Source organism: Mucilaginibacter robiniae, assembly GCF_012849215.1.
In the GTDB taxonomy this organism is placed as follows: domain Bacteria; phylum Bacteroidota; class Bacteroidia; order Sphingobacteriales; family Sphingobacteriaceae; genus Mucilaginibacter; species Mucilaginibacter robiniae.
The window spans coordinates 1,806,703-1,831,077 of record NZ_CP051682.1 but is presented as its reverse complement, the minus strand read 5'-3'; the positions used below and the strand labels follow the sequence as shown (position 1 = coordinate 1,831,077).

The following is a 24,375-nucleotide window of genomic DNA, read 5'->3' as shown; positions in this document are numbered from 1 at the left end:
TCAGCCTTCCAGCTCGTCAAAATAAGTAATAATAAGCGATTTCATCACCATTTCCTGCTCCAGTAAAGTATAGCTGGGAATAGGTTTAACCAGTTTCCAATGCGGCCAGCCATCCTGATCGGCGCCTTCCAGTTCATAAAAGCCCATTTGACTGAACAGCTTGCAATTGGCGATGTGCATTAATTCTTCTTTTTGGCGCTTGCTGAACTTTTTAGGCCCTTGCCCCAGTTCCTGCACGCCAATCAAAAACAGCATAACTTTGATATCCGGTAAGTCGGTATCAAAATTTTCGGCAATGCGTTCCTGCAAAGCTTTCCAACGGGTATTAATTTCGGCAGGCTTCATTTTATATTAGAATCAAGAACCAAGAGTCAGGAATTAAGACAAGATGGCAAACTGTTAAAATTATTGGTTGCTTAAAAGATTTACAATATCGGTTTGTGATAGCTTTTGCTGGTCGCCGGTTTGCATGTTTTTAAAAGTAAGCTGACCGCTTTGCACTTCATCACTACCAATTACAACAACGTAAGGAATGTTCTTGTTATTGGCGTAATCAAACTGCTTTTTAATTTTAGCACCAGCCGGATAAAGCTCGACATTAATGTTGGCATTACGCAGTTGTTGTAACAGTGGTAATGCAAACACTTCACCTTCTTTATCAAAAGTAGAAATAAGCACCTGTGTTGTTTGATTGCTGGCTGCGGGGAATAGCTTTAGCTCTTCCAGTACATCATAAATACGGTCGGCCCCAAAAGATATGCCGGCACCAGTTAAGCCTTTCAAGCCGAACATGCCGGTCAGGTCATCATAACGGCCACCACCGCCAATACTGCCCATCAATGCTTCGTTGGTTTTTACCTCGAATATAGCGCCGGTGTAGTAGTTTAAACCACGAGCTAAAGTAATATCCAGCTCAACGGTAGCTTTTTGTAAGGTGAAGCTTTGCAGGTAAGTAAAAATGGTTTCCAGTTCTTCAATGCCTTTCAAGCCTGTGGCTGATGAAGCTAGGATCGCTTTCAGTTGATCCAGCTTTTCGACATTAGAACCTTGCAACAGAATAACCGGCTCTAGTTGGTCAATATCAGCTTGGGTAAAGCCTTTGGTTAATAGTTCGGCTACTACGCCATCTAAACCAATTTTATCCAGCTTATCAATAGCTACAGTCATGTCCACAATTAGCTCCGGCTTGCCAATAATTTCGGCTATGCCCGATAGTATTTTGCGGTTGTTAATTTTAATGGTAAAGTCCTGTAAACCTAAGCGGCTCAGGGCTTCGTCATAAATAAGGATAAATTCGGCTTCGTTTAATAAAGAATCGGAACCTACCACATCGGCATCGCATTGGTAAAATTCGCGGTAACGCCCTTTTTGCGGCCTATCAGCCCGCCAAACAGGTTGTACCTGAAAGCGCTTGAAAGGAAACGTAATTTCGTTTTGGTGCTGTACTACATAGCGAGCAAAGGGAACGGTTAAGTCGTAACGCAGCGCTTTTTCGGAAATTTGGGCGGTGAGTTGCGAGTTGCGGGCAGCTAGTTGTTCAGGAGTAACTTTGGCTAGATAATCTCCACTATTTAAAATCCGGAATATTAATTTATCGCCTTCCTCACCATATTTACCCATCAGGGTTGAAGAGTTTTCCATCGTCGGCGTTTCAATTTGCTGATAGCCATATTTGCGGAAAACTGATTTTATTGTATCAAATATATAGTTGCGTTTTACCATTTCGGCGGGCGAGAAATCGCGCGTGCCTTTAGGTACCGAGGGTTTTACCAATGCCATGCCGCAAAGGTAATCAAATCTGTAAAACCAGAACAGCGAAGTAAGACTTGCTTACTCGCTGTACTCGTGTATGATATCCTTACAACCACCTTCAATCAACTTAAACACAGGTTCAAACTGGGTGTTGTCGTAATAAGGGTCGGGCACTTCTTTATCGGTAAGCAGTAGCTTTACTTTGGCAGCGTCCTGCTCGGTACGGGCTTGAGCTAAAACATCGGTCAAGTTGTTTTTATCCATTACCAAAATCAGGTCGAAGTTGTCGAAATCGCCAGGTTTGAATTGACGGCATACCTGTTTGCTGATATCAATGCCAAACTGCCGGGCTGTTCTGACCGAACGATGGTCTGGCCCTTCACCAATGTGCCAGTTGCCCGTTCCGGCCGAATCAATTTGCCAGTTTAAGCCTTGTTCATCAGCCAGGTGCTGCATAATGCCTTCGGCCAGCGGCGAACGGCATATATTACCCAGGCAAACCATTAATATTTTCATGATTGTTCATTAAATAAAAAGGCCGGAGAAAAAAGGATTGAGGACCGTTATCTGACACTGTCTGGTATCTTCCGTCCTGAACCTTACACCTCCGGTTTCTAAAAGTATTATCCAAAAATCTGGTTCAGCAAACCGGCTAAATGTACGCCTGCTTTCAGGAGCTGTTGGTTTACGACTGCTAAATATTTGAAAGTGTAACGGAAGCCCAAATTTTCATCAGGCCTAACGTCAGCATAAATTTTCTCTGAAATCTGGCTTGACTCAAACAGCCATTTGCTGATGGGCTCTTTTTGCCATTCAGCGCGTTGTGCGGCTGTAGTGTGGTTAATAGCCGCGGCATATTCGGTATAGCTTAATTGCTGTGCATCAATAAGTTTACTATCCCAAACCGCATGCAGGTTGGTAGGTTCGCCAGCCCAGTTTACTTTAATATCGTTACCGCCTTTATCCTGCGTATGGGCAGTGTGCATAGGCTGATGAATGTCTTCGGTAATGTGAATCAGCATACGCAGATAAAGCAGCTTTTTTTCTTGAGGCTGATTTTTCTTTTTTAGTTCAGCCATTAAAAAGTTCAGCTTGGTATAAGCATCTACACTGGTATCCTGTTTCAGGAAAGCCTGCATTTCAGGATAGGTATAAGGCTTGTCAAAATCAATATAATGCCAGGATGATAAATAGCTATAGTTCGGGTCAGATTTAATAAAATCAGCCCAGTTGCTGGTCATGGCGATAGATTCATAGCCCAGAATAGCTTTTACAGCCGCACGGGCTTTCGGGGTTAAATAACTATCGGCAATCTGACCGGATATACGGTGGCCCTGGGTTCCCCAAGCCATGCTGTGCAGGGGCGCATACAACAAGGCTGCACCAACGAGCATTTTTTTAAAAAAGTTCATTATTGTAGGGGTTTGGGATGGCATGTAGCCCGTTTAATCAATTGTAAATGAATAGGTACAACGTTAGATGTGCTGGTTAATTGTAAGGCAGAATCAGTTTTGGAGCCAACTTTAAAAACTTCATCATAGATGCCCGAACGGAAACAGCCACCTTGTCTTTTTAAGCTGTTGTTGGCGGTAGTAAAATAGCCTTTCAGGCGTAAGGTGTCATTTTGCTGATAGTACACGCCTTTGGCATACTCTACCCAGTGGCCGCTGCGCATACAGGTATCAGCACCAGAGTTTACATGGCTGAACGATTGCATTTGTACATAAAATGAATCGCAGCTGAATTTAAGATGGTAAAGCGAATAAGTAATCAGCTTTTGATGTATAGCTTCTTTTTGCTGTTGCCACTCGCCTTGTAAGTAGGCTTGTCCTGGTTCTTGTATGCTGGCGTTGGGATGACATGAAGAGAGTGCCGCACACATAGCGGCAAAAGCCAGAAGCCAGAAATTAAGAAAACAAGTACGAAAGTTATACAGCATATAAATAAAAAGCCCTCCCCAGTTGGGGAGGGTTAGGGAGGAGTGGTTTACTATTTTAAACTTCCAATCATATCTTCAGGGCGTACCCACTGATCGAACTGCTCGTTGGTTAACAGTTCCAGTTCAATAGCGGCTTCACGCAATGATTTGTTTTCTTTCAGTGCTTTTTTAGCAATTTTGGCAGCGTTCTCGTAACCAATATGCGGGTTCAGGGCAGTTACCAGCATCAAAGAGTTTTCCAGGTGCTTTTTGATACCATCATAGTTAGGCTCAATACCATCTGAACAATGTTCAGTGAACGATACACAAGCATCGCCAATTAAACGGGCAGATTGCAGGAAGTTAGCTGCCATTACTGGTTTAAATACATTTAGTTCATAATGACCATTTGAGCCGCCTACGGCTATAGCTACATCATTACCCATTACCTGTGCTGCAACCATAGTAACGGCCTCATTTTGGGTTGGGTTAACTTTACCCGGCATAATAGATGAACCTGGTTCGTTATCCGGTATATGAATTTCGCCAATACCTGAACGCGGACCAGAAGCCAGCATCCGAATATCGTTAGCAATCTTCATCAGGGATACAGCAATTTGTTTTAGAGCACCGTGGCTTTCTACAATGGCATCGTGTGCAGCTAACGCTTCAAATTTATTTTCGGCAGTGATGAATGGTAAGCCAGTGAACTGTGCAATGTATTCGGCTACTTTAACATCATAACCTTTAGGGGTGTTAATGCCGGTACCTACAGCAGTACCACCTAAAGCCAGCTCAGAAAGGTGAGCCAGGGTGTTGCGCAGTGCACGCAAACCATGATCCAGCTGTGATACATAGCCTGAAAACTCCTGACCTAAGGTTAATGGTGTAGCATCCATCAGGTGGGTACGGCCAATTTTAACCACGTCTTTAAAGGCTTCTGATTTTCTTTTCAATGAATCGCGCAGCTTTTCTACACCAGGGATAGTTACATCCACCAGGATTTTGTAAGCCGCAATGTGCATAGCCGTTGGATAGGTATCGTTTGAAGATTGTGATTTGTTCACATCATCATTCGGGTGGATGAAAGGTTTGCCTTCGCCCAATGGGTTACCTTGCAATACATGAGAACGGTTAGATACCACTTCATTTACGTTCATGTTTGATTGCGTGCCCGAACCGGTTTGCCAGATAACCAATGGAAATTCACTATCCAGTGTACCAGCTAAAATTTCGTCACATACCTGAGCAATCAAGTCGCGTTTTTCGGCAGGCAGTACGCCTAAATCGGTGTTGGTGTAAGCGGCTGCTTTTTTCAAGTAAGCAAAAGCGGCAATAATTTCCTTTGGCATAGAAGCCTCAGGGCCAATTTTGAAGTTGTTACGAGAGCGCTCGGTTTGTGCGCCCCAGTATTTATCGGCCGGTACCTGTACCGCGCCCATGGTGTCATACTCGGTTCTGAAACTCATACGTTTGATGTGTTTTTTGCAGCCGCAAAGTTAGGGAATAGAACCAAGAAATAAGAGGCAAGAACTAAGAGATTTTAGCAGGACTAGCGAGTGCCTGATATTTAATATTGTGTTAGTGCAAAACTAACAAATATCGAGTATGGATAGCACGCGCATCACTGCGCGTTTAATACTACTGCTTTGGCTCATCATGCGGATAATGCCGGCCACGGTCGGCTCTGAGTCCACGAGAATCATGCCGTAGAAAGCAACTATTGAGTAAGGTGGTTAAAATAAGGCTTAATGCAGCTGCGGTTAGTTTGCGTTTCATGATTTATACATCTTAAAATAGCTAAAACATGTTTTCAGCAATTCTTGCTCTAAACTTACAAACATATTTTTTAACTTTTTAGTACTTTGTTAGAGGGCGACATGATACTACTTGTATTTATAGCTTACTGACAAAACAGTGCCACCACTGCCAATGGTTTGACAGTGTTTCATGGTGTTACAGGTGTTACACACTGAAACATGTAACACCTGTGAAACACTAAACCATTCTTTTAAAAATAATACTATTGCTTATTGAAATAATTGATTCTCTACTCAATCCTGCTCCTCATTTAAATAGCGTTGGTCAATCTGCTTGTTGGTTTTGGCGCCCAGCTTTTTAATTTTTTCGGCAGTAACCAGCAAGTTACCCCGACCATCACTTAATTTATTCATCGCTTTATCGTACGCATCCTGGCTTTGTTTTAAGCTTCTTTGAATGCCTTCCATATCTTCCATAAAGCCGGCAAACTTGTTGTACATTTCACCACTCAGACGGGCTATTTCCATTACGTTGCGGTTTTGGCGTTCTTGCTTCCACATACTAGCAATGGTGCGCAGGGTAGCCAGCAAGGTTGAAGGGCTTACAATTACCACACGCTTATCCCAGGCATCATTAAATAAATCGGCGTCTAACTGTACTGCAAAACTGAACGATGATTCAATAGGCACAAATAGCAGTACAAAATCGGGCGAATTAATTTTCTGTAAATCGTGGTAGTTTTTAGCTGATAAACCTTGCACATGACTACGTAATGATTCTACGTGAGCTTTAGCATGTAAGCGACGCTCATCTTCCGTTTCGCAGTTCACTAAACGCTCATAAGCAATCAAGGATACTTTCGAGTCAATAATCAAGTGTTTATCATCCGGCAAATCAATCACCACATCGGGCTGAAAGCGGTTGCCATCATGTGCCTGGTAGCTAGCCTGTATCCGGTACTCACGGTCGCGCTGCAAACCTGAACGCTCCAATACTTTTTCCAAAATGAACTCGCCCCAGTTACCTTGCTTTTTAGTATCGCCTTTTAGCGCTTTAGTCAAGTTTTGCGCTTCGCTGCTAATTTGCTTGTTCAAGTCCATTAATTGAGTAATGGCGCCTTTCAACTGGTTACGGTCGGCAGCTTCCATGTTGTATACCTTTTCTACTTTGTCCTCAAATGCCTTGATGTTTTCTTTTAATGGATTTAGAATGTGGTCAAGATTGGTTTTATTCACATCCAGGAACTCGCGCGACTTTTCTTTCAGCAACTTTTCAGCTACGTTTTCAAACTCACGCTGAAAATGCTGACGGGTTTGCTCGATCTCAGCCTTTTGTTCCTGTAGCTTTTCCTGCTGTGCCTGGTAGTATGAGCGAGTGCTTTGCAAATCCTGGTTAGCTTCGGCCAGCTCCTGACGCTCAAAAACTAGCTGGTCTTCTAGTTTATGTTTTTCTTCTTTCAGTAGTTGAGTAATGCTTTCTTTTTCGGCATAGGCACTTTTAACCTTTTCTTCGGCTACGCTAAGTTTAATTTGCAGTTGCTCGTTCTCGGTTTTTAACTGATTAAATTCATCAATAGATGGGGTACCTACGCCGCTTTTAGGTTTATTTACAAACAAGAATACGGCTACTAACAAAATCACCACCGCTATAACCAAAATGCCTATACTCATATTGATAAAATATTTAGCAAAATAAAGCAGGATTTTTCAGGAATGCTAATTTATTTTAAAGCATGGGCATAATCTGAGCTTTAGATGAAAATTATAAAAAAGAAAACCTTTCCGGAAGCAGGAAAGGTTTTCTTTTTAACTACCAAGTAATTGGCAGTCACAGTTAAGAACTAACTATAAAACTATTTCTTAGTGGTATCGCTTAAGCCAGTAGCCGTACCATCAGCTTTCACACCCGTACCGGATGGGTCAAGGTTTTTCATACTGGAATCAGACACCGTAGCTGAATCGCCAGTGCCGGCACCTTGCGAAGTGTTGTTCCCTTTGCAAGAGGCTAAACTTACGCCAGCGGCTGCCAATAAAATGAATGCTAATTTTTTCATAACGAGTTGTTTTTGTTATTGAAGCAACGTTATGATAAACTAATAGTTTAAAATATTAAATGTTTAAGGATTGCTGCGCTTGCCTGAATCAACGGTTGGGTTAGCTACGCCACCGCCGGTAGTGCTGGTATCTGTGCCACCGGTAGATGTACCTGCAGGTGCTCCAGTACCGGTGCCAATGGATGAATCAGTCGGCCCCGAGTTGCCATGACTGGCGCTGGAATCGCGCGCGGCACCGCCTGTTTTATTGGTTGCTCCATTGCAGGCACTCAAAGCAGTAGCCGCAATTATTAGTGAAATGTAAGCCAGCTTTTTCATCGTTGTAGTGTTTAATAAAATGAACGGGACAACTGGGGAAGAGTTTTAAATAATAAAGAATACCAGCCGCTGTTACTTTGCTTGTAACAACGGCTGGTATTTACTTATTCTGCTTTTTCTACCCGTAAGCCAACATCGCTGATGGCGTGTAGTGGGTTATCACGCATATTCTGCTCCAACTCAAAGTGGTATTTGCCCTTAGCCGGAAAGCGGTACTGTGTTTTGAATGGAATCTGGTAACTGTACATGCTGCCCGAGCCTTTACCCAGCCATTCGCCGCTGGAACTGGCTAATTTAAACTCAAAGCGGGTAGCTTTGGGTTTAGTAAAAGTGGTGCCACTTTCGTAAAGTATTACAAATATGTTTGAGTACTTATAGTCGGCTGTTACCCGCAGGTTAAAGTACAAGTTGTATTCAGTATTCGCATCTTCTACCGGTACATCAAACTTAAGCTTGTTGCCGTATTGCCAATTGTTGTTGGCAATTTCGGCACTCTCATCCAACACCGCTTTTGGATCAGTGCAGCCAACCAAGCTTGACAGGGTACTCAGCAAAACCAATACTCCTAATAATGGGCCAGTTAATTTCATAACTTAATTATCACTGGGCTGCTGTGGGTTATTATTCGGGTTGTTGCCCCGGTTTTGCTGATGCCGGTTGCGGTTCCTATTCCGGTTACGCTTAGCATTCTGACTACCTTCGGTTTTTACAACTACTTCGGTAGTAGTTACCTGAACCGTTTCCTGAATAATAGTAACTTGCTGAACAGGCGGTTGTTTTGGTTGTTGTTGTTGCTTGTTTTGCTGCGGCTTATTTTGTGGCTGCTGCGGCTTAGCATTTTGTGGTTGTGGTTTTTTATCCACTACCTCGCGGCCATCAGGCTTTTTGTTCTTTTTCTTTTTGTTATTACGATTGTTACTGCGTTCGTCTAATCGGGTTAAACTATCCTGGCCCACCACGTTTTCATAATCCAGTACTTTAGCAACCGGAGCTTGTTCCTGAATAGCTTCACCTAAATCTTCCGGCAGTACACCTTCTTTATTTAATTTTTGAATTTCCTTAACGCGGTTAATAGGCAATGGTATCCAGTTTTCAGCACCAGGCAGGCTAAACCACATAACTCGCTTAAAAATATCGGTTTTTTGTAAACGCGCATCACCTTTTTCAGTACGCAATATGTTTACATTATCCGGAATATGTTTTAAGGCATCCATGTACCCATCTAACTCATAGTTTAAGCAGCATTTAAGTTTGCCGCACTGACCAGCCAGTTTCAGGGTATTTAAGGATAAATTTTGATAGCGTGCTGCCGAGGTGGATACCGTTTTAAAATCAGTTAACCAGGTAGAGCAGCATAACTCGCGCCCACATGAGCCTATGCCGCCCAAACGGCTAGCTTCCTGGCGCATTCCAATTTGCCGCATTTCAATACGAATACGAAATGCCTCGGCCATTTTTTTAATCAGTTCCCGAAAATCTACCCGTCCTTCGGCCGTATAGTAAAAAGTGGCTTTGGTTTTATCGCCTTGGTAATCCACATCGCTGATCTTCATGGATAAGTTTAAATCAAGCGCCAATTTACGGGCCCGGTGCATGGTTTCCCATTCCAGGTCTTTCGCCAGTTTCCACTTATCTACATCAGCAGGTGTTGCCCTGCGGTATATTTTCTTGGTTACGTCGGCCTCTTTAACATGGCGTTTGGTCATCTGCATGCGTACCAGTTCGCCGGTAAGCGATACGTGCCCTACATCGTAGCCACCCGTAGGCGTTTCTACCACTACTAATTCACCCGATTCTATGTATATATTATCAACGTTCAGGTAAAAGTCCTTACGTGATCCTTTAAATTTTATTTCAACAACCTGGAAAGGCTTGTAATTGGCAGGCATATCCATATGTGCCAGCCAGTCGTACACATCCAGCTTGCTGCAGCCATTGGTCATACATGACCCATTGCTTTTGCAACCCGCCGGTGTACATCCACCTCCGGTTGAACAACTTCCACATCCCATTTCAGTTCATATATTGAGTCCCTTGCGGGAGCATTTTGTAATGTAATATTTTTATAATCTGCAAAGATACATCTAAAAACAAAATTTTAGGGTTAGCATTGCGTTCCACATGGTAGTAGGCCTTCTCCAGTTCGGCACTAATGCCTTCGCCCATATCCAGCGTCATAACGGCCGCCATTTTTTGCGCGGTTTCTTTTTCTACAGCTGGTAAATGTACCAGCTCGGCTGCACCGCTTAATATCAAGCAGCATTCACGTATGTAGCTGATGCCATAATGCAAAAAGTTTTTCTGGTTTTCACGCCCTGCTTTAGCTACCTGTTCTACAAAGGCCATAATTTCTAAGCCTTTATTGCTGTAGCATTTGCGTAGCCAGTTTAAAAACGCTTCATGATGGCTTTTGGTGTCCTGTTGCAGCATAGCCAATGCTTCTGTCAGGTTGCCGCAACTCAGGTAGGCTGCTTCCTCAGCAGTTTGTACCGGCTGCCCCTTTTGCTGTATCAAGTAATTCTTTACATCCTCATATCCCAACGTCGGTATTTTCACCAGTTGCGTACGCGATAGAATGGTATTCAGTATCTGATCCTGATTTTGCGCTACCAGCAGGAATAGTGTATTAGGCTGTGGCTCCTCGATAATTTTCAGCAGTGTGTTACCTTCTTTATCTAAATATTCCGGCAGCCATAGAATTAAAATCTTGTATTCCGATTCAAACGGCTTTAAACTTAGCTTTTTGATAATCTGGTGGCACTCGGCTATGTTGATATTGGCTTGTTTGTTGTCAGCTTCCAAGTAGCTACGCCATATATCCAGACTCAAATAAGGATGCGTTAACAAAGCTTCACGCCACTCTTCAATAAAGCTAAGTGCGGTATCGTCCTTGTGCTTGGCAAAAAACGGATAAGAAAAATGCAGATCAGGGTGCACCAGTTTTTCATACTTACGGCAGGAAGCACATACGCCACATGAGTCATCAGCTTGCTTATCCTCGCATGATAAATATTGTGCATACGCCAATGCCAGCGCCAAACTACCAGAGCCTTCAGGCCCCAAAAATAATTGAGCATGGCTTACCCTGTTTTCCCGAACGGTGTTCAGTAAACGTTGCTTCACGCCTTGTTGCCCCACTATTTGCTTAAACTGCATTGGTGCAATATATAAATTTTTTCTGTTGCAGGAAGCCGGTAGCCTATGGCCTGCTGTTTTTATGATAAATAGATTAACTTTGTTCAGCATTTATGCTAAGTAATATCGGCCTGCGGGCCACTCACTTCTGAATACTAATTATGCCCCGAGTAATGGCTTTTGATTATGGTACCAAGCGCATTGGCGTGGCCGTAACCGACCCCCTGCAAATGATTGCCACCGGCCTGGATACTATTCATCCGAACCAGATTATCGACTTTCTGAAAAAGTATCTGCAAACCGAACAGGTAGAAACTTTTGTGGTAGGCGAGCCTAAGCAGATGGATAACACGCCCTCTCAATCTGCCATACATGTCAAAGGCTTTGTAAACCTACTGCAAAAAACTTTTTCTGATATACCTATTGAATTATTGGATGAACGCTTTACCTCTAAAATGGCTTCTGCAGCCATACTAGCTGGAGGGGTGAAAAAAGCCGGGCGGCAGAATAAGGCGCTGGTGGATACTGTTTCGGCTGTTATTCTGCTGCAATCATGGATGGAGCGGAAAGCGTTTAGGTAATAACTTTTATTATTTAGAACTTATTTTTCCTAGTAGAATGTTCTTGTAGGTTTTCATGAGGATAGTTAAAGTGCTGTATTTAGGTTAGTGGATGTACTTTCTTTTTTATACAAAAAAGAAAGATACCAAAGAAAAAACTTGCGGCTACGTTATATTGCTTTGAAAGGCAATGCTGTGGCTACTTAGTGCTACCCACAACATTTCTGATGTCACTGAAAAAGATTATTTATGGTTCTGTAATTTTAAACGTTAAACTGTGTCATGGCGAGGTACGAAGCCATCTCTGTATTGATAGGGATAGGATAAAGATAGAATTGCTAATCATAATTAAAGGAGCAATGTGCCTAATACTCGCCTTTGATAAAGAGAAAGGAAAAATAATGCATTTAGCTCACGTGCTAACTATAAAAGTTCCATTTTTGTATAGCACCGTTTATTAATCGTTAACATGATGCCTTTAGATTTTACCGTTACCGATCGCTTTTTGCGTTACGTAACTATTGATACACAATCAGACCCTGAATCTACCACTTACCCTTCTACTGAGAAACAGAAAAACTTGGGTAAGATTTTAGTAAAAGAATTATTAGAGATGGGCATTGCCGATGCCCACTTGGATGAATATGGCTATGTGTATGCTACGTTGCCACCCAATACAGATAAGACTGATGTGCCGGTTATTTGTTTCTGCTCGCACATGGATACTTCGCCGGATTGTAGCGGTGAGGGGGTGAAACCCATCATTCACCATAATTATCAAGGGCAGGATTTAGTACTGCCTGATGATACTGCACAGGTGTTGCGAATGGCAGAACACCCTGAGCTGAAGAATCAATTAGGCAATGATATTATTACAGCCAGCGGCACTACGCTACTTGGGGTAGATAATAAAGCCGGTGTAGCTGAAATTATGGATGCTTGCTACCAGTTAATCCATCACCCGGAAATTAAACATGGTACTATTAAAGTACTGTTTACCCCTGATGAAGAAATTGGTCGTGGTGTAGACAAGATAGATTTACAGAAAGTTGGCGCTTTTGCCGGTTACACCATTGATGGTGAAACCGCTGGCAATATGGAGAATGAAACCTTTTCGGCTGATGGTGCCAAGCTGATTATTCATGGCGTTAGTGCACATCCTGGTTTTGCCAAAGGTAAAATGGAAAGTGCTATCAAAATTGCAGGGCAGATAGTAGCTGCATTACCTGCCGATCTATCGCCCGAAGGCACAGAGGATAAGCAGGGCTTTGTACACCCGGTTGGCATTACCGGCCATGTAGAGCAAGCTACCATCGAATTTATTATTCGCGATTTTGAAAAAGATAAATTGAAACAGCATGCAACGGTAATTGAGCAGATTGCTCAGCAGGTGTTGAATAATTATCCAAACTCTTCTTACCAATTGCAGGTAAAACCGCAATATCGCAACATGAAGCAGGTGCTGGATCAGCATCCGCAAATTACTGATTACGGTATGGAAGCTATACGACGTGCCGGATTGGATGCCCGTTTATGCAGCATTCGGGGTGGTACAGATGGTTCACGATTATCATTCATGGGGTTACCTTGCCCAAACATTTTTGCCGGCGAACATGCCTTTCATGGGCGGCAGGAATGGGTATCGGTTCAGGATATGCAAAAAGCGGTGGAAACCATTATGCACCTGTGTGCGGTTTGGGAAGAACGCAGTTAATACCCAAGTGAGTTGTGGCAAAAGAAGGTCAATATTGGGCTTTGTTTTGCCACGCTGTTTTTAAATTCATTTTAGTTTCTTTGTAGTTTACATGAGCAACGAACTCACCGACCGTAAATTTTGGGCTAATTATTGGGAATCCAAGAAGGGACTAGCTTTTGCCGTGCCACCCACTTATACTTTTCATCAGTTGTTTAAAAAGCTGTTGGGCAATTCATCCATCAAAACGGCTATTGAACTAGGAGGCTTTCCAGGCTACTATGCTATTTTCCTGAAAAAGTATTTTGGCCTGAACACTACCTTATTCGATTTTTATGTACATCAACCAGTACTAAAGCAGGTATTATCGGCTAATGGGTTAACTAATCAGGATGTTCAGGTAATTGAAGGTGATTTGTTTAAGTATCAACCACAACAACAGTATGATTTGGTGCTATCCTGCGGGTTGATTGAGCATTTTAATGATACTAAAGATATTATTAACCGCCATTTGCAGTTTTTGAAACCTGGCGGCACATTGTTCATTACACTGCCTAATTTTACCGGTGTAAATGGTTGGGTACAACGTAATTATGATATGGATAATTACAGCAAGCACAACATCAGCAGCATGAACCCGTCTTTACTGGCGGAGTACTGCAAGCAGTTGGGTTTGCAAAATGTAGAAGCTTACTACTATGGGCATTTTTCAGTATGGTTGGAAAATCGAGATCAGCAAAGTGCTGCAACTAAAGCTTTTTTAAAAACGTTGTGGCTAACCGGTAAAGTAGCCACTAAGCTTGTTCCGGTAGAAAGCAAAGCGCTATCGCCCTATATTGTGGTAAAAGCAGTAAAAGCATAGCATAACGTAAAAAAAGTATTTAGCCTGCTGTTATAAAAAGAGAATTGAAGATTTTTAACTTATTTCATCAATTTATCCCACTTTCGCAGCAATCATTTCCTGTATTTGCTTTAGCAGCGCATCAGCTGGCTGACCATTGGGTTCAATAGGCGGGAGTATTTCAAAGGTTAAATGCTCAAAGGTGCTGAGTGGGTAAATGCCATAGCGTACCATTTTCCAGGAATTATTGATAGCAATAGGAACTAACAAAGCATTAGGGCATTTTTTCAGGATGGTAGCCACCCCAGCTGATTGAAAGGCTTTAACCCGTCCATCTTTAGAGCGTGTACCTTCCGGAAAAATAACGGTCGACCAGTTATTGTCTTTCATGCGGGTAGCTAATTTTACCAGTTCGGTAATGGATTGCCGCGGGTCTTTACGGTCAATATTGGCGCCGCCACCTACTTTCAGGTTGTATGAGATAGACGGAATACCTTTGGTGAGCAGTTCAATTTTAGATATAAATTTAGCATGATATTTCCGCAGGTGGTAAATCAATGGTGGTATATCATACATGCTTTGGTGGTTCGCAATAAAAATAATAGGACGGTTAAAAGGTAGCTGTTGCCGATTGGTGAAGCTGACCCGGTTGCCCAATAAATAGTAAGTACTGGTTAAACATCCATTCAGTATATCAACTACGCGTTTATGCGGCCCATAGCCGCCCAGCCGGTAACATAACCATTGTATCGGCTGGAAAATACCCAGAAACAAGCCAAAAGCCAGATAATGAAAAGCCGATAGAATATAACCTAAAAGTTTTCTCATAAATTCATTTAAGTCCCTCATCCTTTCAAAAGGAGAGTGCAAAAATAGGCTTTAACTAACAAGATACTAAGCCGGTAAGTACTAAATTTTGCCTTCCAGTATCATAAGTTGTACGCGCAATACTGCAGCTACTGTCATGGAGTCGGTTATCTCACTGTTGCATACCATACGGTACACTTCGCTAAATGGCACTTTACGCACTTGCAATTCTTCAGTTTCTTCCGGCTCAGCTTCAAATTGTTCCAAGCCACGTGCTAAATAGATTTGTCCGAACTCATTACCTACCGAATTAGATAAATGAAAATCGTGAAGTTTGGTCCATTCGCGGGCTTTTAAGCCGGTTTCTTCTAGTAGTTCCCGTTTGGCCGCATCCAAGGGATCAGTGCCTAAAGGGCCGCCACCTTCCGGCATTTCCCAGCTGTATTGGTTGAGTACAAAACGGTATTGTCCTACTAAGTAAGTATTCAGTTCGTCATCTAAAGGAAGTACGCCTATAGCCCAATTCTTATAATGTACTTTTCCATAAATACCTGCGTTGCCTGACGGGTTGATAACCTCATGGTGAATAAGGCTAATCCAGGGGTTATCATATATTGTTTTTTTAGAAACTATCTGCCAAGGGTTTTCAGTTGATTGCATAGCCACAAAAATAAATAATTTTACCTGTGCAAAAACTGCTTGGTATTTTGCCTGATATACCTTGAGCTAAGAGGACTGGCTTTGAGATATATTGTTAGAAGGTAAAAACTTAGGCATGAATATAAATTGTAAAACCACCATATACAAATTACCTAACTTTGCCGCATGGAGATTTTAGATCCGCAATTGCAAGCTTATTTAGATACGCACTGCGACCCGGAACCTGAGGCGTTACGTGAAATAAACCGCGAAACCTACTTGAAGCAGCTAAAGCCCAATATGCTGTCGGGACACTATCAGGGTCGGCTATTAAGTATGCTGAGCAAGATAGTGCAGCCTAAGCTGATTTTGGAGGTGGGCGCATTTACTGGTTATGCTACCATTTGCCTGGCTGAAGGGTTGGCCGAAGGAGGTAAAGTGCACACTATTGAAGTGAACCGCGAGCAGGAAGAAACCTTGCGAAAAAACTACCAATTAGCTGGTGTTGACGACCGAATTGAGCTGCATATTGGTGATGCACAGCAAATTATATTTGCAATTCCGGAAAATAATTTTGATCTTAGTTTTATTGACGCAGATAAGAAGAGCAATTTGACTTATTTTGAGTTAATTATAAATAAAACGAAACCGGGAGGTTTAATAATAATTGATAATGTTTTGTGGAAAGGAAAGGTGTACGGCGAGGCAAAAGATGTCGATACACAACTTTTCAGAAAACTAAATGACCAGATTGCTGTTAACACACAGGTTGAAAAACTGATATTACCTGTGCGCGACGGCGTACTCGTCATCAGGAAAAAATAAATTATGAAGAAAATCCTACTGATTACCTGTTTACTAATCTCAACATTTGCTGCTTCAGCACAGACCACTTCCAAATCCTATATTGATAAGTTCAAAGATAATGCCATTCGCATTATGCACGAGAGCGGTGTACCTGCCAGTATCATTTTAGCTATTGCTATGCACGAATCAGCTAGCGGAAACAGCAAACTGGCTCGTACACAGAACAATCACTTTGGTATGAAAGGTACCAGCCCTGTATCATATACCGGACGCAAGCATGTACACTCATCCTATAAACAGTACGATTCTGCATTCGATTCTTTTCAGGATTTTGCCCGGGTAATGACTGAACGTAAACAGTTTAGCCGCTTGGCTGATCAGCTATCTCATTATGATTATAAAGGTTGGGTAAAAGGTATTCAGCACAGCGGCTATGCCAGTAGCCATCAATGGGGTTCGCAGGTATTGGGTCTTATCCACAAATATGAACTGCACGCCTTTGATGAAGAACCCGATTCTACTCAGGCTGCGCCTAAACAGCACTAAGAAAAGCTAACAAAAGTAATTTCCACGTCGTTATAAGGTACAAAGCAATCTTTGCACAGGCATAGCGTTTATGCAATTGGCAAAGGTAGTACAAGTACTTTGTAACGACGTTTTTATTCATAATAGCTCCCCTGAAATTTAACTGTGATGAAAAAAATAGTAGTACTGCTGATGGCTGCTGCCTTGTTATCGGCTTGTTCTTCTCGTAAAAATCTGGTGAAATCCAGCTCCGCAACTACTGCTACAGCTTATAGTGGTATCTCGAAAGAAGAAGCCCGCCGCAATAATGAGCTCATCCGGAATGAAAACCAGCAGGCTATTACGGCTTATAGCTCATACACCGTTACCCAATACATTGAACATTTTAAAAAAATAGCTATACAGGAAATGAACCTGTATGGCATACCCGCCAGTATCACCCTGGCACAAGGCCTTTTTGAATCTGGTTTTGGCAATGGCGAACTGGCTAGAGTAGCTAACAATCATTTCGGTATTAAAAACACCAGCGATTGGAAAGGGCGTGTTTATTACAAAGATGATGACCGGCCTAATGATGCCTTTCGGGTATATAATAACCCAGAAGATTCTTACCGCGACCATTCGGAGTTTTTAAAGCGTAAACGCTACGCCCATTTGTTTGAACTAGATAAGAACGATTATCAAAGTTGGGCTTACGGGTTAAAAGAGGCAGGTTATGCCACTAACCCTAATTATCCGCAGTTGCTGATTAATGCTATCCAGAAGTATCAGTTAGATCAGTATGATCGTCCTGAAGGTGAAATACAGAAAATTAAACGCGAAGACCGGGTGCTGGCGCAAATCAACCAAAATATCGGTAAAGCCGTAAAAGATTCCCTTATTCTTAATGCCCCTACTAATAAATTATATACGGTAGGCACCGGCGATACACTATACAATATATCCAAACGTTTTGGATTGACGATAGAGGAGTTAAAAACGCTAAACAATATGGCCGATAATGATATTAAAATAGGGCAGAAGCTGGTAGTATCACGTTAGTTTGGTTAAATTGTGTTAAATGGCGTTAACTCCTTAAGCTTTAGGCTAACTTTGCGGATTAATGAAGATTGTGTTGTTGTTTTTGCTGGGCCTTGTATGGGCGATTGCAGGTTTTTCGCAAGAAAAGCCCGTGTCGGGCATTGTGTTTAGCAAAACCACACAAGAGCGTATAGCCAAAGTAAGTATTCATAATACGCGCAGTGGCGAAACAGTGTACAATACCCTAAAAGCCGATTTTAAAATCAACGCTCGAGCTGGCGATTTGCTGGTATTTAACAAGCAGGGCTACTTTGCCGATACATTAAAGTTACAGAATACAGCCGATTTAGCCGTTTACATTAAACCTATGGCTATTATGCTAAAAGATGTAAACATCAGAGATACACTGATGAGTCCGCAGCAAAGGCTGGCTTTAATTAAGCAGCAATATAATAAAGCTTACGGCGTGTTAAGCAATAGAGATATACTCAGCACATCGCCAGGCTTTGGTGCCGGTATCAGTATTGATGCCATCTGGAATATGTTGAGCCGAAGTGGTCGTAATGCTGCCCGTTTGCGGGAAGAGATTGATCGTGATTATCGTCAAAATGTGATTGATTATCGGTTTAACAAAGTTTTTGTACAGCAAATTACCGGCTTGCAGGATCCGCAGCTTACCAACTTTATGACGAGTTACCGGCCCAGTTATTACATGGTTACTACGGCTAACGATTATGACTTTATAACTTACATTAAATCTAACGTGAAACGGTTTTTACGATACCCATCACGTACCACAGCTTTGGTTCCCTTTAAATTAACAGAAGAAAAATAAGTATGCCTTATCCGGTAATGGTGGTTCGGCGGCTTAAGGTAAGCGGAATGGCGGTGTACCCTTTCATTCTGGTGCAAAAGCCGACTGATGCACATGATCCGGTAATCATCCGGCATGAAACCATCCACATGAAGCAGGCTGAAGAGTTGTTCATTATCCCATTTTATCTGCTTTACCTGTTGAATTACCTTTTCAATCTATATAAGTATCGTAACCACGATCAGGCTTATTTAAATATCGTTTTCGAGAGAGAAGCATACCGATGCGAAAGGGATAGTACTTACTTACAGCACCGTCGCTTGTGGGCTTGGCGTTTCTATTTTAAATAGTTCAGATCAAACTTTTCTTAAATACAACTCCATTATTCTATTCTTGATATTTTCACTTTGTTATCAGCTTACAGGTAAGCTTCTTTTGGGTAAATAAATTAAGATACCCATTTGCAATAGCTTGATAAAGTTGGTAAAATAGTATAGTGAATTTTAGCTATGTTGTTATAGCTGCTATTTATCTTTAAAGAAACCTACATATACAATGATTGATTAGAATAGAGATTTTACAAAAGGTGTAACTACAAAATGCCTTGTAGTGTGTTACTCTTTATAAGAATAACATGATACTATGGCAACTACACCATCTAATGAAAAACCACAAAATAGTTTCTTTGAGCAATTTTCTAATCGGGTAACCGCTTGGACTGGTAGTTCAAGTGCATTTATATTGGCTTGTTTGGCGGTTATTGTTTGGGGAGCTACAGGGCCAGTATTTCATTACTCTGAAACCTGGCAGTTGGTAATAAACACAGGTACTACAATTATCACTTTCCTGATGGTATTCCTAATTCAGAAGGCCCAGAATAAAGAATCTAAAGCTATTCAACTTAAATTGAATGAACTAATTGCTGCCAACAGGTTTACCAGTAACCGGATGGTAGATATTGAAGATTTAACGGAAAGAGAGTTGGATGATTTGCGTAAGTTTTACGCCAAGCTATCGGATATGGCAGAAGAGGATGGTGATATTCATAGATCACACTCTATTGATGCCGCAGAAGATTTGCAGGAAAAGAAAGAGAAAATCAAGGAAGCAACCAACAAACGTAAATCTGACGATAAAATTGATAAAGATTAAAGAAGACAAGCATTAAGGTTGCAGTGTTTAACGGCACGGTACTGGTACTTTTAAATTTTGGCTTTTTACAAACAAATTATTTAATTAACAATAAAGCATATGGCTCAGCAAAATGGTTTACAACGGTTCATCGACGCACAAAAGTCAGATTACGATACCGCCTTGGCAGAAGTAAAACAAGGCCACAAAAGAAGCCATTGGATGTGGTATATATTTCCGCAAATTCAAGGTTTAGGATTTAGTGAAGCTTCCAGGTATTATGGTATAAAAGACATTAATGAGGCAGAAGCTTATTATAAAAACCCGGTATTAGGTAGCCGACTGGTTCAAATTTGTGAAGAATTGCTGAAGTTGCCTAGCAGTAGTGCGCATCAAATACTCGGCAGCCCGGATGATTTAAAATTAAGATCGTGCATAACCTTATTTGCTGCTTTACCAGACGCCTCTTCGGTTTTCAAAGAGTTGCTGCGTAAATTTTTTAGCGGCCAACCAGATGCTCAAACCTTAAAGATTATTGGAAAGAAATTGTAAAGGTGTACATTAAAGTGCTACCAGGTTGAAAAGTGAAAAATGCTTTTACGTTTATTTTAAAAGATAAATTTTTTTAACAAGGTGTTTTTTGCTTTTTTTGTTTTCTATGTTGAAAGCTGGCCTCGCATTATTTTTTATACTACTGCTAACTTCTTCCGTGCTGATGGCCCAACAAACTGATAGTTTACGCCGTGATAGCTTGCGGCGCTTGGCCTTCAGTCGTGATAGCCTGCAAAAAGATAGTTTGAAGCTTGACAGCATTCGCCGGGCCAGCATTATAGTAGATACTAACCTGCTTAATCAGTATCGTATTGAGCCACGGCGTAATGCTTTGCCCCGGTTATTACCGGCTGTGCAGGTACGGCCTGAACAAATACCTGTAACCATGCTGGATTATAAGGTGAGCTACTGGCATAAAAATGTAATCTTCGGGTTAAATTTCAGTCAATCGCAATTTAGTAACAACTGGAGCGCGGGTGGGGTGAACTCTTTTGCACTGAACGGTAACCTGGATTATAAACTGGAATACAACAAGTCTCCACTGGATTATACTTCTGAACTGATTTTGCAATACGGACGGTCGAAAAACAAAGACCAAATGTCGCGCAAAACTAACGACCGTATTTTCTGGGACAACAAAATAGCTACTCAATTATCTAAAAAGTGGTATTTCTTTGCCTCTGTAGACTTTGAATCGCAGTTTGATAAAGGTTTCCAGTATAATGATCCGGATCCTCCTATACTTATTTCCCGTTTTATGGCGCCTGGTTACATTACCGAATCTGTCGGTTTTGAGTACAAGCCTAACAAAGCTTTTGATTTACGTATTGGTACCGGTACTGCTCGTCAAACATTCGTTTTAGATACCACGATTCTGCCTAAGGATACTACCTACTACGGTATTCGTCGACATAGTACTTTCAAAAATGAGATTGCCTTCCAAGTAGTATCTACTTATGATAAAGACATTGCAACCAACCTGCACCTAAACACCCGTTATGCATTGTTCATTCCTTACGGACGTAGCCTAGTATATATTGATCATCGTTTGGATGCAACCCTATCAGCCAAAGTAAACCGTTGGGTAAGTGTTTCTATTACCGGCACAGGCTTGTATGATTATGATACTTCACATAAAATACAAGGAACAGAAAATCTGACTTTTGGTATATTGTACAAGTTCCCGTAAAACAAGACAGCCATTCATCTGCTGTAAGTTGCCGTTGGGTTAGGTTTTTGAATTCAAATTGAAAGTGGGTTGCTAATTCAATACAACTCAAGAAATACAGGTTGCTAATTTATTGCATAAACTAAGAAATAAGGTCTTTTCAATTTAGCCTGAATAACTTATCTGTCAATTTCTTAACTTTGGTGTTTTAAAGTAAAACAGAAGAAAACAACATGTTTGAAAATCTTTCCGACAAGCTCGACAGGGCGTTTAAAGTACTGAAGGGGCAAGGAAGCATTACCGAAATTAACGTGGCCGAAACCATGAAGGAAATTAGAAAAGCCTTACTGGATGCCGACGTAAACTATAAAACCGCCAAAAGCTTCACCGATGAGGTTAAGCAAAAGGCATTGGGCGAAAATGTACTCACCACCATTTCGCCGGGGCAATTGCTCACCAAAATTATGAATGATGAGCTGACTGCCCTGATGGGTGGCAGCACTAGCGAACTGAATTTTCCGGCTACGCCAACCGTTATCTTGATTGCAGGTTTGAACGGTGCGGGTAAAACCACTTTCAGTGGTAAGCTGGCTAACTTCCTGAAAACACAGAAAAACAAAAAACCTTTACTGGTAGCTGATGACATATACCGCCCTGCGGCGATTAACCAGTTGCAGGTATTGGGCGAGCAAATCGGTATTCCGGTGTATGCTAACCTGGAATCGAAAGATCCGGTGGCTATTGCACGCGAGGGTATTGCGCAGGCTAAGCAAAACGGCAACAACGTGGTCATTATTGATACCGCCGGTCGTTTGGCTATTGACGAAGCCATGATGCGCGAGATTGAGCAGGTGAAAGCTGCCGTAAATCCACACGAGATTTTGTTTGTGGTAGATGCCATGACCGGTCAGGATGCGGTGAATACGGCTAAGGTGTTCAACGAGCGTTTAGACTTTACCGGTGCGGTATTAACCAAGCTGGACGGTGATACCCGCGGTGGTGCGGCGCTGTCGATTAAATCGGTAGTGAACAAGCCAATTAAGTTTATTGGTACGGGCGAAAAGATGGAAGCGCTGGATGTTTTCCACCCTGATCGTATGGCTTCCCGTATTTTGGGTATGGGTGACGTAGTATCGTTGGTAGAACGTGCCCAGCAACAGTTCGACGAGAAAGAAGCGGCAGAGCTGCAAAAGAAAATACGCAAGAACAAGTTCGATTTTAACGATTTTTACAGCCAGATACAGCAGATCAAGAAAATGGGTAACATGAAAGATCTGATGGGTATGATACCGGGCGTAGGTAAAATGATGAAAGATGTAGAAATTGGCGATGATGCTTTTAAAGGCATTGAGGCCATTATCCAATCTATGACGCCTTATGAAAAATCAAACCCGGATAGCATCAACCAAAGTCGCCGTAACCGTATTGCTCAAGGCTCAGGTACCAAACTTGAAGAGGTAAACCGCCTGATTAAGCAGTTTGAAGATATGCGTAAAGTGATGAAGCAGGTAAGCAATCCTGCTGCTATGGCCAACTTAATGCGCCGCATGCCTAAAATGTAGGCTTTAGAGCCAAGAGTATAGAGTCAGGAATCAAGACTTTCTAAAATATAAAACCGCTATGCTGATTTTTGGCATGGCGGTTTTTGCGTTTGTAGAGCTTGTGTTTTGTAGCGAAGTCTGGGAACTCCGACAATCACTGTTAATACTTAAATTCATTTTAGTTGTTTTTTAATAAAATGTATATTTACTTATAACATAAGAGGATACAAGTATGCCATTGTCATTTGCAGATACTTTAGTCGTTGGTATTTCGACTCGTGCACTGTTTGATTTGGAAGCAGAGAATAAATTGTTTCAAGAACAGGGTATAGTGGAATACAGGAAATATCAAAAAGATAGGGAAGGGATTATATTAGAAAAAGGTACAGGGTTCTATTTAGTTAATGCTTTATTAAACCTAAACTCTTTAGCTCCACAAGGAACTCGATTAGTTGAAGTTATTGTTATGTCACGTAATAGTCCTGAAACTGGGATCAGGGTGCTGAACTCAATAAAATATTATGGTTTAGATATAACCAGATCTGCATTTACTGGAGGTGAATCATTATATGATTATATTGAGGCTTTTGATGTAGATTTATTTTTATCTAAGGATGAAGTAGATGTGCAGAAAATTATTGATTCAGGAATAGCTGCAGCAGCATTAATTTATGAGCCACCGCAAGGCTTTATTCCTGAAACAACAACAGTTAGAATTGCTTTTGATGCAGATGCAGTCGTTTTTTCAGATGATTCAGAACAAATTTATAAAGCAGAAGGTATTGAAGCATTTCATGAAAATGAGAGTACTAATTCTATTGTACCACTAAATGAAGGGCCTTATGCTAAATTATTGAAGACTTTATCTAAAATTCAAAGAAAAATGGAAACAGGCGTAGAACTCTCTCCGTTGAGGATTGCTATTGTTACAGCACGTAATAGCCCTTCTCATATGCGAGTGTTGAATACCTTACGAGAATGGGATGTGTACGTTGATGAAGCATTTTTTTTGGGTGGGCTTTCAAAAGATAAAGTTTTAAAAGCGTTTAAAGCTCATATCTTTTTTGATGATCAAGATACCCATTTAATACCAGCAAAATCCGTAGTACCATCGGCTAAGGTCCCGTATAGATCAACATCGCCTCTGTTCGTGAAAAATGATGAATTAACAATTATTGATCCTGAAGTATTAAATAAAAGAGAAATTAAAAAGATTTCTTCAAGTAGTAAATGAGTTTTAGCTACTAATATGTAGTTAATAGCTAATTAGTTAAAATAAAATATTTTTTGAAAACCAAAATCCAAAATTTAATATTGTATTAACATACAAATATAGTTTA

At 41.4% G+C, this 24,375-nt stretch carries 28 protein-coding genes; 13 read left to right on the top strand and 15 right to left on the bottom strand.

What is annotated here, in order from left to right; all coding sequences use genetic code 11:
* The 13 genes from HH214_RS08055 to HH214_RS07995 form a co-directional block, all read right to left on the bottom strand.
* The gene (locus tag HH214_RS08055; protein WP_169606834.1) at positions 1-345 is read right to left on the bottom strand and encodes a hypothetical protein; all 345 of its coding nucleotides are present in this window, start codon (positions 343-345) and stop codon (positions 1-3) included.
* Between the two features lie 60 nt (positions 346-405).
* Positions 406-1,779 carry a histidine--tRNA ligase gene (gene hisS / locus HH214_RS08050; RefSeq protein WP_169606833.1) on the bottom strand — a complete coding sequence of 458 codons (1,374 nt, stop codon included), beginning with the start codon at positions 1,777-1,779 and terminating at the stop codon, positions 406-408.
* 51 nt (positions 1,780-1,830) lie between these two features.
* Positions 1,831-2,268, bottom strand: coding sequence for a low molecular weight protein-tyrosine-phosphatase (locus tag HH214_RS08045; protein WP_169606832.1), 438 nt, complete (start codon positions 2,266-2,268; stop codon positions 1,831-1,833).
* 107 nt (positions 2,269-2,375) lie between these two features.
* Positions 2,376-3,164 (bottom strand): S1/P1 nuclease, encoded by a 789-nt coding sequence (locus tag HH214_RS08040; RefSeq protein WP_169606831.1) that lies wholly within the window; start codon positions 3,162-3,164, stop codon positions 2,376-2,378.
* The gene (locus tag HH214_RS08035) at positions 3,164-3,691 is read right to left on the bottom strand and encodes a fumarate hydratase (protein ID WP_211166330.1); all 528 of its coding nucleotides are present in this window, start codon (positions 3,689-3,691) and stop codon (positions 3,164-3,166) included. The genes HH214_RS08040 and HH214_RS08035 overlap by 1 nt, the downstream gene beginning before the upstream one ends.
* A 50-nt stretch (positions 3,692-3,741) precedes the next feature.
* On the bottom strand, positions 3,742-5,139 hold the full coding sequence (fumC, locus tag HH214_RS08030; protein ID WP_169606829.1) for a class II fumarate hydratase: 1,398 nt from the start codon (positions 5,137-5,139) through the stop codon (positions 3,742-3,744).
* A 172-nt stretch (positions 5,140-5,311) separates the two neighbouring features.
* Complete coding sequence (locus HH214_RS08025; RefSeq protein WP_169606828.1) at positions 5,312-5,449, bottom strand: hypothetical protein; 138 nt, start codon at positions 5,447-5,449, stop codon at positions 5,312-5,314.
* Positions 5,450-5,724: 275 nt separating this feature from the next.
* Entirely contained in the window at positions 5,725-7,101 is a 1,377-nt protein-coding gene (gene rmuC / locus HH214_RS08020; RefSeq protein ID WP_169606827.1) for a DNA recombination protein RmuC, read from the bottom strand.
* A 182-nt stretch (positions 7,102-7,283) separates the two neighbouring features.
* Positions 7,284-7,484 carry a hypothetical protein gene (locus HH214_RS08015; protein WP_169606826.1) on the bottom strand — a complete coding sequence of 67 codons (201 nt, stop codon included), beginning with the start codon at positions 7,482-7,484 and terminating at the stop codon, positions 7,284-7,286.
* Between the two features lie 63 nt (positions 7,485-7,547).
* On the bottom strand, positions 7,548-7,802 hold the full coding sequence (locus HH214_RS08010) for a hypothetical protein (protein WP_169606825.1): 255 nt from the start codon (positions 7,800-7,802) through the stop codon (positions 7,548-7,550).
* 104 nt (positions 7,803-7,906) lie between these two features.
* Positions 7,907-8,392 (bottom strand): gliding motility lipoprotein GldH, encoded by a 486-nt coding sequence (locus HH214_RS08005; RefSeq protein WP_169606824.1) that lies wholly within the window; start codon positions 8,390-8,392, stop codon positions 7,907-7,909.
* A 3-nt stretch (positions 8,393-8,395) separates the two neighbouring features.
* Positions 8,396-9,814, bottom strand: a complete 1,419-nt coding sequence (locus HH214_RS08000) for a PSP1 domain-containing protein (protein ID WP_211166329.1) — start codon at positions 9,812-9,814, stop codon at positions 8,396-8,398.
* A gap of 1 nt (position 9,815) precedes the next feature.
* On the bottom strand, positions 9,816-10,958 hold the full coding sequence (locus tag HH214_RS07995) for a DNA polymerase III subunit (RefSeq protein WP_169606822.1): 1,143 nt from the start codon (positions 10,956-10,958) through the stop codon (positions 9,816-9,818).
* 140 nt (positions 10,959-11,098) lie between these two features.
* Between HH214_RS07995 and ruvX the strand changes: the two genes are divergently transcribed.
* From ruvX to HH214_RS07980, 3 genes are all read left to right on the top strand, one after another.
* Positions 11,099-11,518: a Holliday junction resolvase RuvX gene (gene ruvX, locus HH214_RS07990; protein ID WP_169606821.1), complete on the top strand. Its 420-nt coding sequence runs from the start codon at positions 11,099-11,101 to the stop codon at positions 11,516-11,518.
* A gap of 451 nt (positions 11,519-11,969) precedes the next feature.
* Positions 11,970-13,211 (top strand): peptidase T, encoded by a 1,242-nt coding sequence (pepT, locus tag HH214_RS07985; protein ID WP_169611082.1) that lies wholly within the window; start codon positions 11,970-11,972, stop codon positions 13,209-13,211.
* A gap of 91 nt (positions 13,212-13,302) precedes the next feature.
* The gene (locus HH214_RS07980; protein ID WP_169606820.1) at positions 13,303-14,052 is read left to right on the top strand and encodes a class I SAM-dependent methyltransferase; all 750 of its coding nucleotides are present in this window, start codon (positions 13,303-13,305) and stop codon (positions 14,050-14,052) included.
* A gap of 72 nt (positions 14,053-14,124) precedes the next feature.
* On the opposite strand, the gene HH214_RS07975 is transcribed toward HH214_RS07980, so the two are convergent.
* A complete protein-coding gene (locus HH214_RS07975; RefSeq protein ID WP_169606819.1) occupies positions 14,125-14,859 on the bottom strand; it encodes a lysophospholipid acyltransferase family protein in 735 nt (244 codons plus the stop codon).
* A gap of 81 nt (positions 14,860-14,940) precedes the next feature.
* Positions 14,941-15,498 carry an NUDIX domain-containing protein gene (locus HH214_RS07970; protein ID WP_169606818.1) on the bottom strand — a complete coding sequence of 186 codons (558 nt, stop codon included), beginning with the start codon at positions 15,496-15,498 and terminating at the stop codon, positions 14,941-14,943.
* Between the two features lie 165 nt (positions 15,499-15,663).
* Between HH214_RS07970 and HH214_RS07965 the strand changes: the two genes are divergently transcribed.
* The 10 genes from HH214_RS07965 (at position 15,664) to HH214_RS07920 (ending at position 24,269) form a co-directional block, all read left to right on the top strand.
* On the top strand, positions 15,664-16,302 hold the full coding sequence (locus HH214_RS07965; protein ID WP_169606817.1) for an O-methyltransferase: 639 nt from the start codon (positions 15,664-15,666) through the stop codon (positions 16,300-16,302).
* 3 nt (positions 16,303-16,305) lie between these two features.
* On the top strand, positions 16,306-16,830 hold the full coding sequence (locus HH214_RS07960; RefSeq protein WP_169606816.1) for a glucosaminidase domain-containing protein: 525 nt from the start codon (positions 16,306-16,308) through the stop codon (positions 16,828-16,830).
* Between the two features lie 147 nt (positions 16,831-16,977).
* Complete coding sequence (locus HH214_RS07955; RefSeq protein ID WP_169606815.1) at positions 16,978-17,850, top strand: glucosaminidase domain-containing protein; 873 nt, start codon at positions 16,978-16,980, stop codon at positions 17,848-17,850.
* Between the two features lie 61 nt (positions 17,851-17,911).
* Positions 17,912-18,664, top strand: a complete 753-nt coding sequence (locus HH214_RS07950) for a hypothetical protein (protein WP_169606814.1) — start codon at positions 17,912-17,914, stop codon at positions 18,662-18,664.
* 2 nt (positions 18,665-18,666) lie between these two features.
* Complete coding sequence (locus HH214_RS07945) at positions 18,667-18,993, top strand: hypothetical protein (protein ID WP_248282233.1); 327 nt, start codon at positions 18,667-18,669, stop codon at positions 18,991-18,993.
* Positions 18,994-19,285: 292 nt separating this feature from the next.
* Positions 19,286-19,795 (top strand): low affinity iron permease family protein, encoded by a 510-nt coding sequence (locus HH214_RS07940; protein ID WP_169606813.1) that lies wholly within the window; start codon positions 19,286-19,288, stop codon positions 19,793-19,795.
* Between the two features lie 99 nt (positions 19,796-19,894).
* Positions 19,895-20,326 (top strand): DUF1810 domain-containing protein, encoded by a 432-nt coding sequence (locus HH214_RS07935; RefSeq protein WP_169606812.1) that lies wholly within the window; start codon positions 19,895-19,897, stop codon positions 20,324-20,326.
* 163 nt (positions 20,327-20,489) lie between these two features.
* Positions 20,490-21,515, top strand: a complete 1,026-nt coding sequence (locus HH214_RS07930) for a DUF3078 domain-containing protein (RefSeq protein WP_169606811.1) — start codon at positions 20,490-20,492, stop codon at positions 21,513-21,515.
* A gap of 212 nt (positions 21,516-21,727) precedes the next feature.
* Positions 21,728-23,056 (top strand): signal recognition particle protein, encoded by a 1,329-nt coding sequence (gene ffh, locus HH214_RS07925; protein WP_169606810.1) that lies wholly within the window; start codon positions 21,728-21,730, stop codon positions 23,054-23,056.
* A gap of 211 nt (positions 23,057-23,267) precedes the next feature.
* Complete coding sequence (locus HH214_RS07920; protein WP_169606809.1) at positions 23,268-24,269, top strand: 5'-nucleotidase; 1,002 nt, start codon at positions 23,268-23,270, stop codon at positions 24,267-24,269.
* The last annotated feature ends 106 nt before the right edge of the window (positions 24,270-24,375 follow it).